This is a genomic window from Pseudarthrobacter sp. (assembly GCF_036675385.1).
Lineage (GTDB): Bacteria > Actinomycetota > Actinomycetes > Actinomycetales > Micrococcaceae > Arthrobacter.
Map to the genome: position 1 here is coordinate 1 of NZ_JAKFFD010000115.1, position 15,556 is coordinate 15,556.

Below are 15,556 nucleotides of genomic sequence, written 5' to 3' on the forward strand. Positions count from 1 at the left end.
GGTGGTGCTGTTTCCGCCAGCGGTGGCGACGACATCACCCAGGGTCTGCCCCGTATCCAGGAGCTCTTCGAAGCCCGTACTCCGAAGGGTGTCGCACCGATTGCTGAAGCAGCCGGCCGCATCGCCATCGAAGAGTCCGAGCGCCAGATGCGCCTGGTCATCACTCCGGATGACGGCTCTGAAGAGATCGCCTACCCGGTACTGCGCCGTTCACGCCTCCTCATTGAGGACGGCGAGCACGTCACAGTGGGCCAGAAGCTCATCAACGGTCCGGTGGATCCCAAGCAGGTGCTGCGCATCATGGGTCCCCGTGCCGCGCAGAAGTTCCTGGTGGACGAGGTCCAGGGCGTGTACCGCAGCCAGGGCATCGGTATCCACGACAAGCACGTCGAGGTTATCGTCCGCCAGATGCTGCGCCGCGTCACGGTCATCGAGTCCGGCGAATCGGATCTGCTCCCCGGCGAGCTCGCCGAGCGTAGCCGTTTCGAGGAGGCCAACCGCCGCGTTGTGTCCGAGGGCAAGACTCCGGCTTCCGGACGTCCTGAGCTCATGGGCATCACGAAGGCGTCCCTGGCCACCGAGTCCTGGCTGTCGGCAGCTTCCTTCCAGGAGACCACCCGCGTCCTGACGCAGGCGGCCATGGAAGGCAAGAGCGACCCGCTGCTCGGCCTCAAGGAGAACGTCATCATCGGTAAGCTGATCCCGGCCGGCACGGGTCTCCCGCGCTACACCGAGGTCACCGTGGAGCCCACTGAGGAAGCGAAGGCCAACCTGTTCACCGGCCCCAGCGCATTCAGTGACTTCTCGTACGACTCCCTGGGCGGCGACGGAGCTCCTGAGTTCCACGCCATCCCGCTGGATGACTACGATCTCGGCAACGATTTCCGCTAACGCCTAAAGCAACGCGGGGTCACTTACGGCCCAATCTGCACCTCGGATTGGGCTCAAAGTGACCCCGCGTTGCTGTTTAAGTGCTGAAGGAACTTTGAGTGGAGGACGACGGCGGCACCCGGGGTCCGCCGTCGTGCGCTATACACCCGATTAAGGCGCGGGATCAAGCCGTGCTAGAATTTTGGTAATTGTTCTGTGTGGCAGTGGATGAAGGCCGCCGCAGCATCATTTTGGTTTTGTTCTCATGATGCTGGGTGGAGCTTGTTTCCGGGTTGCGGGTAAGGTGCGCAACGAATGCCACGCTTTTGCACGCCTACGCAAGTTTCCGACAGGCCTCTGCAAGGAGCAACGCCAAAACCATCATATTCAGGCTGGCGCCTGAGCGTGAAGGTAGAGATCAAACCAACGGAGAACACGAGAGTGCCTACGATTAACCAGCTGGTCCGCAAGGGCCGCACGCCTAAGGTCAAAAAGACCAAGGCTCCCGCGCTTAACGGCAGCCCGATGCGCCGCGGTGTTTGCACCCGCGTTTACACCACCACCCCCAAGAAGCCGAACTCGGCTCTTCGTAAGGTTGCACGTGTGCGCCTCAACGGTGGCGTTGAAGTTACCGCTTACATCCCCGGTGTAGGCCACAACCTGCAGGAGCACTCCATTGTGCTCGTTCGCGGCGGTCGCGTGAAGGACCTCCCCGGCGTTCGCTACAAGATCGTCCGTGGCGCCCTCGATACCCAGGGTGTGAAGAACCGTAAGCAGGCACGCAGCCGTTACGGCGCAAAGATGGAGAAGAAGTAATATGCCTCGCAAGGGTCCGGCCCCCAAGCGGCCGCTCGTACTAGATCCCGTTTACGGCTCCCCGCTGGTTACCCAGCTGATCAACAAGGTGCTGGTTGACGGTAAGAAGTCCACCGCAGAGCGCATTGTTTACGGTGCCCTCGAAGGCGCCCGCGCCAAGTCCGGCGGCGACCCCGTAGCAGCCCTCAAGAAGGCCATGGAGAACGTCAAGCCTTCCCTCGAGGTCCGCTCACGCCGCGTTGGTGGCGCTACCTACCAGGTTCCGGTTGAGGTCAAGCCGGGCCGCTCCACCGCCCTCGCCCTGCGTTGGCTGGTTGGTTACTCCAAGGCCCGCCGTGAAAAGACCATGACCGAGCGCCTCCAGAACGAAATCCTGGATGCCTCCAACGGTCTCGGTGCCGCTGTGAAGCGTCGCGAAGACACCCACAAGATGGCCGAGTCCAACAAGGCCTTCGCACACTACCGCTGGTAATACTTCCCGGACGCCGCCGGCTCGACTGAGCCGGCGGCGAACGCGTAGTCCATCCGAAAGGGAGACACCGTGGCACAGGACGTGCTTACAGACCTTAGTAAGGTCCGCAACATCGGCATCATGGCTCACATCGATGCTGGCAAGACCACCACCACCGAGCGCATTCTGTTCTACACAGGTGTGAACCACAAGATCGGCGAAACGCACGACGGCGCTTCGACGACTGACTGGATGGAACAGGAGAAGGAACGCGGCATCACCATCACGTCTGCCGCCGTGACCTGCTTCTGGGACAACAACCAGATCAACATCATTGACACCCCCGGCCACGTTGACTTCACCGTCGAGGTTGAGCGCTCACTGCGCGTCCTCGACGGCGCCGTTGCCGTGTTCGATGGTAAAGAAGGCGTCGAGCCCCAGTCTGAGACCGTTTGGCGCCAGGCTGACAAGTACAACGTTCCGCGTATCTGCTTCGTCAACAAGATGGACAAGCTCGGTGCTGATTTCTACTACACGGTAGACACCATCATCAGCCGCCTCGGTGCCAAGCCGCTCGTTATGCAGCTGCCGATCGGTGCCGAGAACGACTTCGTCGGCGTCGTCGACATCCTGGAAATGCGCGCGCTGGTCTGGCCGGGCGACTCCAAGGGTGACGTCACCATGGGTGCCAAGTACGAGGTCCAGGAGATCCCCGCGGATCTGCTGGAGAAGGCCAAGGAATACCGGGCTGCCCTCGTTGAGACGGTGGCTGACGCTACCGAAGAGCTCATGGAGAAGTACCTCGAGGGTGAAGAACTCTCCGTCGAGGAGCTCAAGGCCGGCATCCGCAAGATGACGATCAACTCCGAGCTCTACCCGGTCTTCTGTGGCTCCGCGTTCAAGAACCGCGGCGTTCAGCCGATGCTTGACGCCGTGGTTGACTACCTGCCCAACCCGCTCGACGTTCCGCCGATGATCGGTCACGATCCTCGCGACGAAGAGAAGGAACTCACGCGCGCGCCTTCCTCTGAGGAGCCGTTCTCGGCTCTGGCGTTCAAGATTGCTGCGCACCCCTTCTTCGGCCAGCTCACCTTCATCCGCGTGTACTCCGGTCACGTCGAAGCGGGTGCTCAGGTGGTCAACTCCACCAAGGGCAAGAAGGAGCGCATCGGCAAGCTGTTCCAGATGCACGCCAACAAGGAAATGCCCGTTGAGGGCGCTACCGCCGGCCACATCTACGCAGCGATCGGGCTGAAGGACACCACCACGGGCGACACCCTGTGTGACTCCAGCAACCAGATCGTCCTCGAGTCCATGAGCTTCCCGGAGCCCGTGATCTCGGTTGCCATCGAACCGAACACCAAGGGTGACCAGGAGAAGCTCTCACTGGCTATCCAGAAGCTCTCCGCTGAGGACCCGACCTTCCAGGTCTCCCTCAACGAGGACACCGGTCAGACCATCATCGCCGGCATGGGCGAGCTCCACCTGGATATCCTGGTGGACCGCATGCGCCGCGAATTCAAGGTCGAGGCCAACGTCGGCAAGCCGCAGGTCGCTTACCGCGAAACCATCAAGAATGTTGTTGCGCGTCACGACTACACGCACAAGAAGCAGACCGGTGGTTCGGGTCAGTTCGCAAAGATCCAGATTGCCATTGGGCCGCTGGACACTTCCGAGGGCGAGCTGTACGAGTTCGAGAACAAGGTCACTGGTGGCCGCATTCCGCGCGAATACATCCCGTCGGTTGACGCCGGTATCCAGGATGCACTGAATGACGGCGTCCTGGCCGGTTACCCGGTTGTTGGCATCAAGGCGACGCTGATTGACGGCGCTTACCACGATGTTGACTCTTCGGAAATGGCGTTCAAGATCGCCGGCCGTATGGCTTTCAAGGAAGCCGCACGCAAGGCGAACCCCATCCTGCTCGAACCGCTGATGGATGTAGAGGTCCGCACCCCTGAGGAATACATGGGTGAAGTAATCGGTGACCTCAACTCCCGCCGTGGCCAGATGCAGTCCATGGAAGATGCACAGGGTGTCAAGGTCATCCGTGCGCACGTCCCGCTGTCCGGCATGTTCGGCTACATCGGTGACCTGCGTTCCAAGACCCAGGGCCGCGCTGTGTATTCCATGACGTTCCACAGCTACGCCGAGGTCCCGAAGGCATTTGCCGACGAGATCATCCAGAAGAACCGCGGCGAGTAGTCTTCCGACTTTCGCAGCAAAAACTCGGGTGCGTTTCCGGTTGACGGAAGCTCACCTGGTGCAGGTGGCCGGGTCCGGTCAAGCCGGGCCCCGGCCATCTGCGCGAACAGGCTCGAGGGACTAGTATTAGTTCCTGAATCTGCAATTTCACCAATCCAAAGCCCCCCAAGTAGACTTGCCTGAGTTTCTGCCGCGATAAGCGCGGTCGAAGGGTAAGTCATTTGAAAACGTTCTAGGAGGAACCTGTGGCAAAGGCAAAGTTCGAGCGGACTAAGCCGCACGTCAACATCGGCACCATTGGTCACGTTGACCACGGTAAGACGACGCTGACTGCCGCCATTTCCAAGGTGCTGTACGACAAGTACCCGACTCTCAACGAGCAGCGCGACTTCGCGTCGATTGACTCTGCTCCGGAAGAGCGCCAGCGTGGCATTACGATCAACATTTCCCACGTTGAGTACCAGACCGAGAAGCGCCACTACGCACACGTAGACGCTCCGGGTCACGCTGACTACATCAAGAACATGATCACCGGTGCTGCACAGATGGACGGTGCAATCCTCGTGGTTGCCGCCACTGACGGCCCGATGGCTCAGACCCGCGAGCACGTTCTGCTTGCCCGCCAGGTTGGCGTTCCCTACCTGCTGGTTGCGCTGAACAAGTCGGACATGGTTGACGACGAAGAGCTGCTGGACCTCGTTGAAATGGAAGTTCGTGAGCTGCTTTCGGCTCAGGGCTTCGATGGCGATGAAGCTCCCGTTGTTCGCGTTTCCGGTCTGAAGGCCCTCGAAGGCGACCCGGTTTGGGTCAAGTCCGTCGAGGACCTCATGGCAGCTGTCGACGAGTCCGTTCCGGACCCCGTACGTGACCGTGACAAGCCGTTCCTGATGCCGATCGAAGATGTCTTCACGATCACCGGCCGTGGCACCGTTGTAACGGGCCGCGCCGAGCGTGGAACTCTCGCCATCAACTCCGAGGTCGAGATCGTCGGCATCCGCCCGGTCCAGAAGACCACGGTTACCGGTATCGAGATGTTCCACAAGCAGCTCGACGAAGCATGGGCCGGCGAGAACTGTGGCCTCCTGCTCCGCGGTCTGAAGCGCGATGACGTAGAGCGTGGCCAGGTTGTCGTCAAGCCGGGTTCCATCACCCCGCACACCGACTTCGAGGCCAACGTCTACATCCTCTCCAAGGACGAAGGCGGACGTCACAACCCGTTCTACTCGAACTACCGCCCGCAGTTCTACTTCCGCACCACGGACGTAACCGGCGTTATCACCCTGCCGGAAGGCACGGAAATGGTTATGCCTGGCGACAACACTGAGATGACCGTTGCGCTCATCCAGCCCATCGCCATGGAAGAGGGCCTCGGCTTCGCTATCCGCGAAGGCGGCCGCACCGTTGGTTCAGGACGCGTTACCAAGATCATCAAGTAATTTACTTGTTGACTACGGAGCTGATCGCCGTCTGACGGCCTGACGCGAAGTTTGGAACAGCCCCGCTGCTAGTGCAGCGGGGCTGTTCTTTGCTACGATTAATCCAATCACTGGATTAATTGCGCAGGCAGGCCTGCCCTCTGGAAAGGGATCGCCATGAGGGACGAATCATATGAAGCGGGGTACCGCGCCGGTCACCTTCAGGGGTGGCGTGACGCCGTGGCCAAGCTTCAGGCGTCTGGCCAGCCAAGTCCGGGGGCCACACAATCGCCAAGTTCTGCCGACGCCGACTCACGGCTGGGGGAGGGCCCGCCCCTGGGGCAGCGTGCGACGGCGGCAGCCAGCAGTGTGCCCACGCCGGCCACGCCAATGCCCGCCGACGTCAGCATCTCCCTGGTGCCGGCGTCGCCTTCGGCGCCCTTATCGTCGCCGTCGCCCACCGCGTCGGTGCCACCGAGGATTCCGCCGCAGTCTCCGGCCGCCTCGTTCCAGACATTTCCGGAGACACCGGCCGAGCGCCAGGCCCGCCGTGAAAAGCGGGACCGGCAGAACATCAACATCACGCTGTACGTGGCCAGCCTGCTGCTGGTGGCTGCCGCAGCACTCTTCATCGGCACCAGCCTTCCGCCCATGTTGCGCTTTGCCGGCGTCTGCGCAGTCACGGCGCTTTTCTACGGCGCGGGATTTGTTCTGCACGCCCGGGTCCCGCGGCTGAAGCCTGCTGCCGTGGCCTTCACCGGCACCGGGCTTGCCCTGGTTCCTGTGACCGGGCTGGCACTGTTCAACTTCGCATTGCATCACGGCCCGTCTGCCTGGCTGATCACGTCGCTGATCGGTACGGTGGCTTATGTTGCGGCGGCGGTCCGGCTGGAGAGCAGGGTTCTCGTATACCTTTCCTTCACGTTTGTGGCTTCCACAGCGTTCTCTGGCGTTTCAATCCTGGGTGGCGCGCTCGTCTGGTATTTCGCTGCGCTCATAGCCGTCGCCGTGCTGCTAACTGGCATTGCCCTGGCCCGGCCGCGTTGGCTGCCGCCGGTCTATGTCAGGCCGCTGATGGTCCTGCACCCGTTGGTGGTTCCGGCCGTTGCCGTCGCCGCGACCTGCGTGCCGTTGCACTTGGACAAAGCTGAGTACGCGCTGGTCATCGGGATGTGCGGAGTCTATTTTTCCCTCATGGCCGCTGTTCCGGGGCGGTTCAGGCTGATCAACTTCTATGCGGCACGGGCCGCCCTGACTGTAGCTGCCGCCGTCGAGATCTGGCACCTGACCGGCAGGGGGACCGATGCCCTGCTCGCCGCCGGCGTACTGTTCGCCGCCCAGGCAGTGGGGCTGGCGTTCCTGTCGGCCAGGCTGACGGGCTGGTTTCCCCAGCAGCAGGCAGGCTCGTCCGGCGCCGGCAACAGCCCAAACGCCGCTGGAGAACGCTGGCAGGTTGATGCCCGGGCGACGTTCGCCCTGCAACTCGCTGCCACCACGGCGTTCAGCGTTCAGGAGACCGCTGTCGGCTTTTTCCGCGCTATGGATGGCTACGGTTCAGTCGCAGCGGGTACTGCGGTGCCGCTGTGGGTGCCGGTGGCATTATCTTTGGCCACGGGCATGGTGCTGGCAGCCAAGTGGGCCGGCCGGGCCGAATGGGCGCCCGTGGCCGCACTGGTGTTGGCCGGCATAGTTTCGCCTTCGATGGGCGCGTGGCCGCTAGCCGGAATGCTGCTCGCCGCGGCTGGCTTCTGGGCGATCCGTGGGGTTTTCGCGGCAGGTGATTTCCGCGGCCGGCTGGTTCTGGGGTCCCGGTTGGCCCTTACCTGTGCGGTCCCTGTAACTGTTGCGGCAGTGATGGATGACGGCCCCGGGCGGGCCGAGGCGTCCGTGTTCGCGCTGTTGCTGGCACTCGTGTGCCAGCAACTCCTGACGGCGCTCCTGGAACGCGCGGGCGTGCGGATGTTGGCGCCGGAGGCAACCTTGGGCGTCTTCGGTACCGGGGGTGCGCTCGTTCTGGCCGGGATGCCGTTCATTGAGACCTCGCCGGACCACGGCCTGACAGCCGTCTGCGTGATCATCCAGCTTGCTGCCGCTTTTGTCATCGGAGCGCTGGTGGTTCCACGGCCGGCTACGGAACCGGACTGGGTTGCAACGGTGTGGGAGGCCTTGCCGCTGGGTATGTCCGTGGTCGCCGCGACGGTCGCGTTCCAAGCCGTTTCACTAGGCGCCGGGAATGCGGCGTTGTTGTTGGTGGTTGCATATCTTCTCATCACTGCGGTTCGTCTGCCTCTGCGCCAACACCGCTGGGCCTACTGGTGGTTCGCCAGGGCGGCAGCCACCGTACTTGCCCTGACAGCTTTTCACCAGCTGCAGCGGGACGGCGGCCCGGTGGTCATCGCGGACGAAGTGGTCCACCCGGCAACGGTCCTGGTGACCGTGCTGGCACTCCAGCTGTGCTTTCCGCTGGTTGCTGCGGGGCGCCGTCGTGCTCCCCGCGGGATTCTTGCTGACGCGGGCGCAGTGCTCCTTCTCCAGTTGGCCGGCATTGCCAGCCTCTTGCAGTCAGGTTCCGCAGACTGGCAGGAAACGTACGCTGCAGGACTCGTGGCCCTAGGCGCTGCGGCCTCGGGGTACTTCCTTCGCAGAGTGGCGGGTGCACTCTGGTTGGCCCCGTTTGCATTTGTTGTGCTGCTGGTCCTCAGCGATGGCGATCTGCTTCGGGTGGAACTGATCCTGGGTATCTTCGCGGTCTACTCCACGCTGATGGTGGTGGCCGAGCAACAGCGGGCCAGGAAGGGCTGGTACTTTGTGGCGGCCCGCGTGCTGACGGCAGGCCTCGCAGTGGTCCTCAGCTACGACATCACCGCCTCGCCCACTGTGGTTTCGGTGACCTTTGCCCTGGTGCTCGCGGCCCAGCATGCCGTCCGCTGGGTGATGCGCACACGGCTGGCTGACATCCCCTTCCAGCAGGCTGCAGTCTGGATCACCCTGGCCGGGCAGGCATTGCTGCCGCTGGTCTACGTGACCAGGCCGGGCGACGTCGGGCTGCTGGCGCAGGACGATGACGGCGGCCGCTGGGTGGTGTTGCTGGAACTGCTGTTGCTGCTGGTCTCTGCTGTGGTGGCCAGGACACTCTTCAGTGCCTACGGAGCCCGCTACTTCGCTGTGTATTCGGCGCTGTTCGGCGTGCTCGCCCTGGGCCCGCTGTTCACATTCGGCGGGACCTTCCTTGTGACCGCGGTCCTGAGCCACACCGGCACTGCCGTGACTCTGCTGGGTGGTGCGCTGCTTGCGACCGCTGCCGGCATCCTGCGGCACCAGCAGAACGCGGGCCGGCAGAACGGGCTTACTCAGAACGGGCTCACTCAGAGAGGGCATGAGCAGAATGGTCACCAAGAGACCGCTGGCGACGCGGACGTCGAGCACTGGATCTGGCTGGTTACCGCCGGCTCGTTTGCCGGTGTTGGGCTGCTGATCTCGCCGTTGGCGGCCGACTGGGTGACGGGTGCGGCTGTCCTGGCCCTGTCAGCCGTGTGCTTTACCGCATCGCACGTCGAGGATCTGCCGGTGCTGTATCCGCCCGCAGCCGTGGCCGCGCTCGGCGGGTCCGTCGCCTTGGCGGCGGAGGCGTATCAGGATGTCCCCGGTGTCTGGGACGGATTCCTGCCATGGCTGACCGGCGCGGGCGTGGCTTCGGCTGCCCTCTACGCCGTGCGGCTCATGCGCAGCGGCCCGTTGCAGGCCGAGCCGGTGCGTCGTTGGTCGCTTGCCGGTGCGGCGTTCCTCGGCCTCGTGCTGGTGGTCTTGGTGGGAATCCGGCACGATGCAACGTCCTGGACGGCGGCCGCCGTGCTGGCCGCAGCCGTCGGGGTGTCCTACAGGGAGGCTCCCGCAAAGGCGCAACGGATCGTCCTCGAAGTGGGTGCGTTGCTGCTCACAGTAGCCATCCAGCGCGCTGCCATCTTCGAACTGGACGCGCCTGAACATCGCACAGGCCGGCTATTGACCGACCTTCCCAGTCCCTTCTGGGTTGTCCAGTGGTACGTGGTCCTGGCCGCTGTCCTCGGTGGCTTGCGCTACTTCGCCGGCAACCAAGCTGCCGGCCGGTTCCTGGTGGGCGCGTCCTCTGTTTTGCTCTCGCTGAGCGGCCTGGGCATAGTGTTCGGCGGGAACGCTGGGCAGCAGCTGTGGGTCCTGGTGCTCTTCGCCCTGCTGCTCATGGCAGGCCTTGGACTGGGGGAACGGCTCTTCGTCTGGTGGGGCGCGGCAGGGGTGGCCGCCTGCATTCTGTGGGCCATGCGGCAGTACACGTTCCTGCTGTTGGCGTTCATCGCTGTGGGGCTGATCGTCTTTGCCGTCTGGCGGCTGAACCGTGGAACGGCCGGTCAGGCGCCGGAGGCGGGACCAGAGGTGACCCCGGGTCCTGAGTCCAGCCCGCCGTCCCACGACCGCAGGGAACCGTCCCGCCGGCACTGATACTGTTGCTGACAGCGAGAGGAGTACATCATGGAATGGCTGATTTTTCTGATCATCGTGGTCGCCGTGGTCGCCGGAGTTTTCTGGGCCAAGAGGCATTTCCGCACCGAGATTGACCGCGCCAAGCGCATCAACCGGGCAAACAAGGACAAGTAGCAAGGCCATCGGGCCTCGGCCGGCCGGGGTGTTCGCCGGTGCTCAGCCGGGCTGGCCTTCGCCGGCCAGTGATTTCCGGGCCTGGCTGAGCGCCCGGTACCAGTAGAACGATTCCTTGGGTGTGCGCTCCAGGGTGTCGAAATCCACGTGCACCAGGCCGAAGCGCTGGGAGTACCCCGCGGCCCATTCGAAGTTGTCCATCAGCGTCCAGACGTAGTAGCCGCGGAGGTCCACGTCGTGGGCGATTCCGCCCGGTGCCGTCGCCTCCAGCGCGTGCCGCAGGTGGTCCGCGATGTAACTGATCCGCCCCAGGTCCTGAATGGGGCCGCTGACGTGGTCGGGCTCCGGGAAGCTGGCGCCGCTTTCGGTGATGTACAGCGGGGGCAGCTCCCCTTTATAGCGGTCCTTTAGTTCGCGCAGCAGGATGCCAAGGTGCTCCGGCGCTACCGGCCAGCCGAAACCCGTGGTGCCGTATTCGGGGAACGGCTCCTGATGGAACGGCACCCGCACCATCGCCTCGGCAGGACCCGTGGGGCTTTCGGCTGGACCCCGTCCGGCTGCCACCTTCGTCGGGTAGTAATAGTTCACGCCGTAGAAGTCCAGGGGCTGGTGGATGGTGCGGAGGTCGGCGTCAGGGATTCTTCCGAACGACCGGAACCAGGGCTTGGCGATGAGCGGCGGGCGGGGGTATTGGCCCAGGAGGACCGGATCGGCATAGATGCGGTTGAGCATCAGATCGAAAACCAGCGCGATGTATTTGTCCGTGATTTTTCGCGTGGCCGGCCGGACGGGGGAGTGGAGGTTGGTCACGCCGATTCCGCCGCGGACCCCTGCTGCGCGCAGCGCCTGGACGGCCATGCCATGGGCAAGCAGCTGGTTGTGGACAGCAGGAAAGGCATCAAAGAGGAGATCCCGTCCGGGGGCATGGACGCCCAGCGCATAGCCGTTGAGGACTACCGAGGCTGGTTCGTTGAGGGTTACCCACTGGTCTACGCGATCACCAAAACGCCGGCCGGCTTCGCCTGCGTACTCAGCGAAGCGTTCGGCGGTGGCCCTGTTCATCCAGCCGCCTCGGTGCTCCAAGGGCAGTGGCGTATCCCAGTGGTAGAGGGTGGCCATGGGGGAGATGCCGGCTTCGAGCAGCTGGTCGATCAGGCGGTCGTAGAAGTCCAGGCCCTGCTTGTTGAACGAGCCGCGGCCGTCCGGCTGGATCCGCGGCCAGGAGATGGAAAAGCGGTAGGAATCCACGCCGAGGTCGCGCATCAGAGCCACATCTTCGGGCGAGCGGTTGTAGTGGTCGCAGGCCACTGCTGGGGAGTGTCCATCGATGATGGCGCCGGGTTTCTCCGCGAAGGCGTCCCAGCCGGAGGGACCCCGTCCGTCAGCGGAGAGGGAGCCTTCGATCTGGAAGGCGGCCGCGGCAACACCGAGGGTGAACGAGCTGGGCAGACGGTCGGCCAGATCCTGGACGGAATCGTCATTTTCGACGGTCATTCCCCCATCATCCATTCGGATGTTGCCGAAGGCAATGACCCCAGGTCGCGCAGGGCCCGAATGCGCAGTGCGCTGGCACATCTGCAGTACGGGGAGGTGTCAGCCTGCAGATTCGCTTCTGGGCATAATATCCGGCATACTAGATGAGTTGTTCAAGCGCTTCTTCGTGTCCCGATCCGGATAATGCCGGGTGTCAGGGTCCAAGTGGAAGCCCAAACATAACCCACTCCCCATGGAACTGCGGATTTGTATGCGTGCTAAGCGCGACACGCCCGACCGCGGGGGTCGGTTACGTCGGCAGGTTGAGGAACCCGGATTCATCCGGATTCAGCTTGTGCGGCGGGTGGTAGTTCAGACTTCAAATGCTTCGGCAGCCACATGCAACAAGAAAGTGAACAGAGCAGCCCTCACCGGGAGCAGCACTAACTGAAAGAGAGTCAGGCGACATGGCGGGACAAAAAATCCGCATCCGGCTGAAGTCATATGACCACGAGGTCATTGACGTTTCAGCACGGAAGATCGTTGAGACGGTCACGCGCGCAGGCGCCACGGTAGTTGGCCCCGTGCCGCTGCCGACGGAGAAGAACATTTACTGTGTTATCCGCTCTCCGCACAAGTACAAGGACAGCCGCGAGCACTTTGAAATGCGCACGCACAAGCGTCTTATCGACATCATCGATCCCACGCCGAAGGCTGTTGATTCGCTTATGCGTCTCGACCTGCCGGCCGACGTGAACATCGAAATCAAGCTGTAGGGAGGTGCTGAGAGACTATGACCGCAACCCGTAACGTAAAGGGCCTGCTGGGCACGAAGCTCGGCATGACCCAGGTCTGGGACGAGAACAACAAGCTCATCCCCGTCACTGTGGTCCAGGCAGATTCGAACGTCATCACGCAGCTGCGCAACGCAGACACTGATGGCTACGTAGCTGTTCAGATCGGCTACGGCCAGATCGATCCCCGCAAGGTCACCAAGCCGCTGGCTGGTCACTTTGAAAAGGCAGGCGTCACGCCTCGCCGCCACGTCGTCGAACTGCGCACTGCAGATGCTGACACTTACGAGCTGGGCCAGGAGCTTTCTGTTGAGCTCTTCGAAGCCGGCCAGAAGATCGACGTTATTGGCACCACCAAGGGTAAGGGCTTCGCCGGTGTTATGAAGCGTCACGGCTTCCACGGCGCTCCCGCCTCACACGGTGCTCACAAGAACCACCGTAAGCCCGGTTCAATCGGTGGCGCATCCACCCCGAGCCGCGTCTTCAAGGGCATGAAAATGGCCGGCCGCATGGGCGCCGTTCGTCACACCACGCTGAACCTCACGGTTCACGCAGTTGACGTCGAGAAGTCGCTGCTCCTGATCAAGGGTGCCGTCCCCGGCGCCCGCGGCCAGGTCGTACTCGTACGCACCGCCGTGAAGGGAGCCTAGTTCAATGACTAGCACTGTCAAGGTTGACCTGCCTGCAGAGATCTTCGACGTTCAGACCAACGTGCCGCTGCTGCACCAGGTCGTCGTAGCCCAGCTCGCTGCTGCTCGCCAGGGTACCCACAAAACCAAGACCCGCGCCGAAGTTTCCGGTGCAGGTCGCAAGCCGTTCAAGCAGAAGGGCACCGGCCGCGCCCGTCAGGGTTCAATCCGTGCTCCTCACATGACCGGTGGTGGCGTAGTCCACGGTCCCACACCGCGTGACTACAGCCAGCGCACCCCCAAGAAGATGATTGCTGCTGCACTGCGCGGCGCACTCTCTGACCGGGCACGCAACGGACGCATCCACGTTGTTGCTGAACTGGTGGAGGGCACCAAGCCGTCCGTCAAGAACGCACTGGCAACGCTGCGCGGAGTTTCCGAGCGCAAGAACCTGCTGGTTGTCATCGAGCGCGCCAACGATGTTGCAGCACTTTCCGTGCGCAACCTCGCCGGTGTTCACGTTCTGTACGCAGACCAGCTGAACACCTACGACGTACTCGTCTCTGACGACGTTGTCTTCACCAAGGCTGCCTACGAAGCATTCGTTGCTGACCGGGCAGTAGCAAAGAACGAGGAGGATGCCAAGTGAGTGCAGCCACCATCAAAGACCCGCGCGACGTCGTGCTTGCACCCGTCGTATCGGAAAAAAGCTACGGCCTGATCGATGAGGGCAAGTACACCTTCCTGGTGGACCCCCGCTCGAACAAGACCGAGATCAAGCTGGCCGTGGAGAAGATTTTCTCCGTCAAGGTCGAATCGATCAACACCATCAACCGTGCCGGTAAGCGCAAGCGCACCAAATTCGGATGGGGTACCCGCAAGAACACCAAGCGTGCAATTGTGAGCCTCAAAGAAGGCACCATCGACATCTTCGGCGGTCCGCTCTCGTAGCGGAGACCACTTTAACGAGGAAATAAATTATGGGAATCCGTAAGTACAAGCCGACTACCCCGGGCCGTCGTGGCTCGAGCGTAGCGGACTTCACCGAAATCACGCGGTCGACGCCGGAAAAGTCGTTGGTACGTCCGCTGCCCAAAAAGGGCGGCCGTAACAACTCCGGTAAGATCACGACCCGTCACAAGGGTGGTGGCCACAAGCGCCAGTACCGTCTGATCGACTTCCGTCGCCACGACAAAGACGGCGTCAACGCCCGCGTTGCCGAAATCGAGTACGATCCGAACCGTACGGCTCGCATCGCCCTCCTGCACTACGTTGATGGCACCAAGCGTTACATCATCGCCCCGAACAAGCTCTCCCAGGGTGACGTCGTTGAGGCAGGTTCCGGTGCTGACATCAAGCCCGGTAACAACCTGCCGCTGCTCAACATCCCGGTTGGTACCGTAATCCACGCAGTTGAACTGCGTCCGGGTGGCGGCGCCAAGATGGGCCGCTCCGCCGGCGCATCGATCCAGCTTGTAGCAAAGGAAGGCCGCTTCGCCCAGCTGCGTCTGCCTTCCGGCGAAATCCGCAACGTTGACGTGCGCTGCCGCGCAACCGTCGGCGAGGTCGGCAACGCCGAGCAGTCGAACATCAACTGGGGTAAGGCCGGCCGCATGCGCTGGAAGGGCGTTCGCCCGACCGTCCGTGGTGTCGCGATGAACCCGGTTGACCACCCGCACGGTGGTGGCGAGGGTAAGACGTCCGGTGGACGTCACCCCGTCAACCCGAACGGTAAGCGGGAAGGCCGCACCCGGCGTCCCAACAAAGAGAGCGACAAGCTTATTGTTCGTCGCCGTCGTACTGGCAAGAACAAGCGATAGGAGCCTGGACACATGCCACGCAGCCTGAAAAAAGGTCCTTTCGTTGACCAGCACCTCTTTGTAAAGGTGGACAGGGAAAACGAAAAGGGCACCAAGAACGTCATCAAGACCTGGTCCCGCCGTTCGATGATCATCCCCAACATGCTTGGGCACACGATCGCCGTACACGACGGACGCAAGCACATTCCGGTGTTTGTCACTGAGTCGATGGTCGGGCACAAGCTCGGCGAATTCGCTCCCACGCGGACATTCCGCGGCCATGTCAAGGACGACCGTAAGGGCAAGCGCCGCTAGGCGCCTGCACTTACGTCAAAGACGAGAGAAGGAAAGCAATGGAAGCCAAGGCAATTGCGCGTCACATCCGCGTAACGCCTATGAAGGCCCGGCGCGTCGTCAACCTTGTTCGTGGTAAGCAAGCGAATGAGGCTCTGGCAATTCTGAAGTTTGCCCC

At 62.6% G+C, this 15,556-nt stretch carries 15 protein-coding genes and 1 pseudogene; 14 read left to right on the forward strand and 2 right to left on the reverse strand.

The annotated features are described in order from the left end of the window. The 5 genes and pseudogenes from V6M49_RS09210 to tuf form a co-directional block, all read left to right on the forward strand. Positions 1-891 (forward strand): annotated as a pseudogene (locus tag V6M49_RS09210) (DNA-directed RNA polymerase subunit beta'); the annotation flags it as partial. A 420-nt stretch (positions 892-1,311) separates the two neighbouring features. Then, positions 1,312-1,686 carry a 30S ribosomal protein S12 gene (gene rpsL, locus V6M49_RS09215; RefSeq protein ID WP_011692814.1) on the forward strand — a complete coding sequence of 125 codons (375 nt, stop codon included), beginning with the start codon at positions 1,312-1,314 and terminating at the stop codon, positions 1,684-1,686. A 1-nt stretch (position 1,687) separates the two neighbouring features. Continuing rightward, positions 1,688-2,158, forward strand: a complete 471-nt coding sequence (gene rpsG, locus V6M49_RS09220; protein WP_011692813.1) for a 30S ribosomal protein S7 — start codon at positions 1,688-1,690, stop codon at positions 2,156-2,158. A 69-nt stretch (positions 2,159-2,227) separates the two neighbouring features. Continuing rightward, positions 2,228-4,342: an elongation factor G gene (gene fusA, locus V6M49_RS09225; protein WP_104062632.1), complete on the forward strand. Its 2,115-nt coding sequence runs from the start codon at positions 2,228-2,230 to the stop codon at positions 4,340-4,342. Between the two features lie 245 nt (positions 4,343-4,587). After that, positions 4,588-5,778: an elongation factor Tu gene (gene tuf, locus V6M49_RS09230; protein WP_141141214.1), complete on the forward strand. Its 1,191-nt coding sequence runs from the start codon at positions 4,588-4,590 to the stop codon at positions 5,776-5,778. A gap of 230 nt (positions 5,779-6,008) precedes the next feature. Here the strand turns inward: tuf and V6M49_RS09235 are convergent, their stop codons facing one another. Further along, on the reverse strand, positions 6,009-6,389 hold the full coding sequence (locus V6M49_RS09235) for a hypothetical protein (protein WP_332760925.1): 381 nt from the start codon (positions 6,387-6,389) through the stop codon (positions 6,009-6,011). Here V6M49_RS09235 and V6M49_RS09240 point away from each other — a divergent pair. Then, positions 6,367-10,233, forward strand: a complete 3,867-nt coding sequence (locus V6M49_RS09240) for a hypothetical protein (RefSeq protein WP_332760926.1) — start codon at positions 6,367-6,369, stop codon at positions 10,231-10,233. The two genes, V6M49_RS09235 and V6M49_RS09240, sit on opposite strands and share 23 nt — an antisense overlap. A gap of 30 nt (positions 10,234-10,263) precedes the next feature. After that, the gene (locus V6M49_RS09245) at positions 10,264-10,389 is read left to right on the forward strand and encodes a hypothetical protein (RefSeq protein ID WP_256370759.1); all 126 of its coding nucleotides are present in this window, start codon (positions 10,264-10,266) and stop codon (positions 10,387-10,389) included. A gap of 42 nt (positions 10,390-10,431) precedes the next feature. Here the strand turns inward: V6M49_RS09245 and V6M49_RS09250 are convergent, their stop codons facing one another. Further along, entirely contained in the window at positions 10,432-11,883 is a 1,452-nt protein-coding gene (locus tag V6M49_RS09250) for a GH1 family beta-glucosidase (RefSeq protein ID WP_332760927.1), read from the reverse strand. A 446-nt stretch (positions 11,884-12,329) separates the two neighbouring features. Between V6M49_RS09250 and rpsJ the strand changes: the two genes are divergently transcribed. The 7 genes from rpsJ to V6M49_RS09285 form a co-directional block, all read left to right on the forward strand. Next, entirely contained in the window at positions 12,330-12,638 is a 309-nt protein-coding gene (rpsJ, locus tag V6M49_RS09255) for a 30S ribosomal protein S10 (protein WP_038464699.1), read from the forward strand. Positions 12,639-12,655: 17 nt separating this feature from the next. Continuing rightward, on the forward strand, positions 12,656-13,306 hold the full coding sequence (gene rplC, locus V6M49_RS09260) for a 50S ribosomal protein L3 (protein ID WP_056344391.1): 651 nt from the start codon (positions 12,656-12,658) through the stop codon (positions 13,304-13,306). 4 nt (positions 13,307-13,310) lie between these two features. Next, positions 13,311-13,934, forward strand: a complete 624-nt coding sequence (gene rplD / locus V6M49_RS09265; protein ID WP_056344389.1) for a 50S ribosomal protein L4 — start codon at positions 13,311-13,313, stop codon at positions 13,932-13,934. After that, positions 13,931-14,236 (forward strand): 50S ribosomal protein L23, encoded by a 306-nt coding sequence (rplW, locus tag V6M49_RS09270; RefSeq protein ID WP_018773664.1) that lies wholly within the window; start codon positions 13,931-13,933, stop codon positions 14,234-14,236. Before rplD ends, rplW begins: the two co-directional genes overlap by 4 nt. A 29-nt stretch (positions 14,237-14,265) precedes the next feature. Beyond that, positions 14,266-15,105 (forward strand): 50S ribosomal protein L2, encoded by an 840-nt coding sequence (gene rplB, locus V6M49_RS09275; protein ID WP_056344386.1) that lies wholly within the window; start codon positions 14,266-14,268, stop codon positions 15,103-15,105. Between the two features lie 12 nt (positions 15,106-15,117). Next, positions 15,118-15,399 (forward strand): 30S ribosomal protein S19, encoded by a 282-nt coding sequence (gene rpsS / locus V6M49_RS09280; RefSeq protein ID WP_056344384.1) that lies wholly within the window; start codon positions 15,118-15,120, stop codon positions 15,397-15,399. 38 nt (positions 15,400-15,437) lie between these two features. Beyond that, the coding region (locus tag V6M49_RS09285; protein WP_332760928.1) for a large ribosomal subunit protein uL22 at positions 15,438-15,556 on the forward strand (119 nt) is incomplete at its 3' end.

Excerpts from the sequence above, each read along its gene's own strand:
- V6M49_RS09250 (WP_332760927.1), bottom strand. The coding sequence starts at position 11,883 with ATGACCGTCGAAAATGACGATTCCGTCCAGGATCTGGCCGACCGTCTG.
- rpsG (WP_011692813.1), top strand. The coding sequence starts at position 1,688 with ATGCCTCGCAAGGGTCCGGCCCCCAAGCGGCCGCTCGTACTAGATCCC.
- rplB (WP_056344386.1), top strand. The coding sequence starts at position 14,266 with ATGGGAATCCGTAAGTACAAGCCGACTACCCCGGGCCGTCGTGGCTCG.
- V6M49_RS09245 (WP_256370759.1), top strand. The coding sequence starts at position 10,264 with ATGGAATGGCTGATTTTTCTGATCATCGTGGTCGCCGTGGTCGCCGGA.
- rplD (WP_056344389.1), top strand. The coding sequence starts at position 13,311 with ATGACTAGCACTGTCAAGGTTGACCTGCCTGCAGAGATCTTCGACGTT.
- rpsS (WP_056344384.1), top strand. The coding sequence starts at position 15,118 with ATGCCACGCAGCCTGAAAAAAGGTCCTTTCGTTGACCAGCACCTCTTT.
- rpsJ (WP_038464699.1), top strand. The coding sequence starts at position 12,330 with ATGGCGGGACAAAAAATCCGCATCCGGCTGAAGTCATATGACCACGAG.
- V6M49_RS09235 (WP_332760925.1), bottom strand. The coding sequence starts at position 6,389 with ATGAAGAGTGCTGCGGCAGCCACCAGCAGCAGGCTGGCCACGTACAGC.
- rplC (WP_056344391.1), top strand. The coding sequence starts at position 12,656 with ATGACCGCAACCCGTAACGTAAAGGGCCTGCTGGGCACGAAGCTCGGC.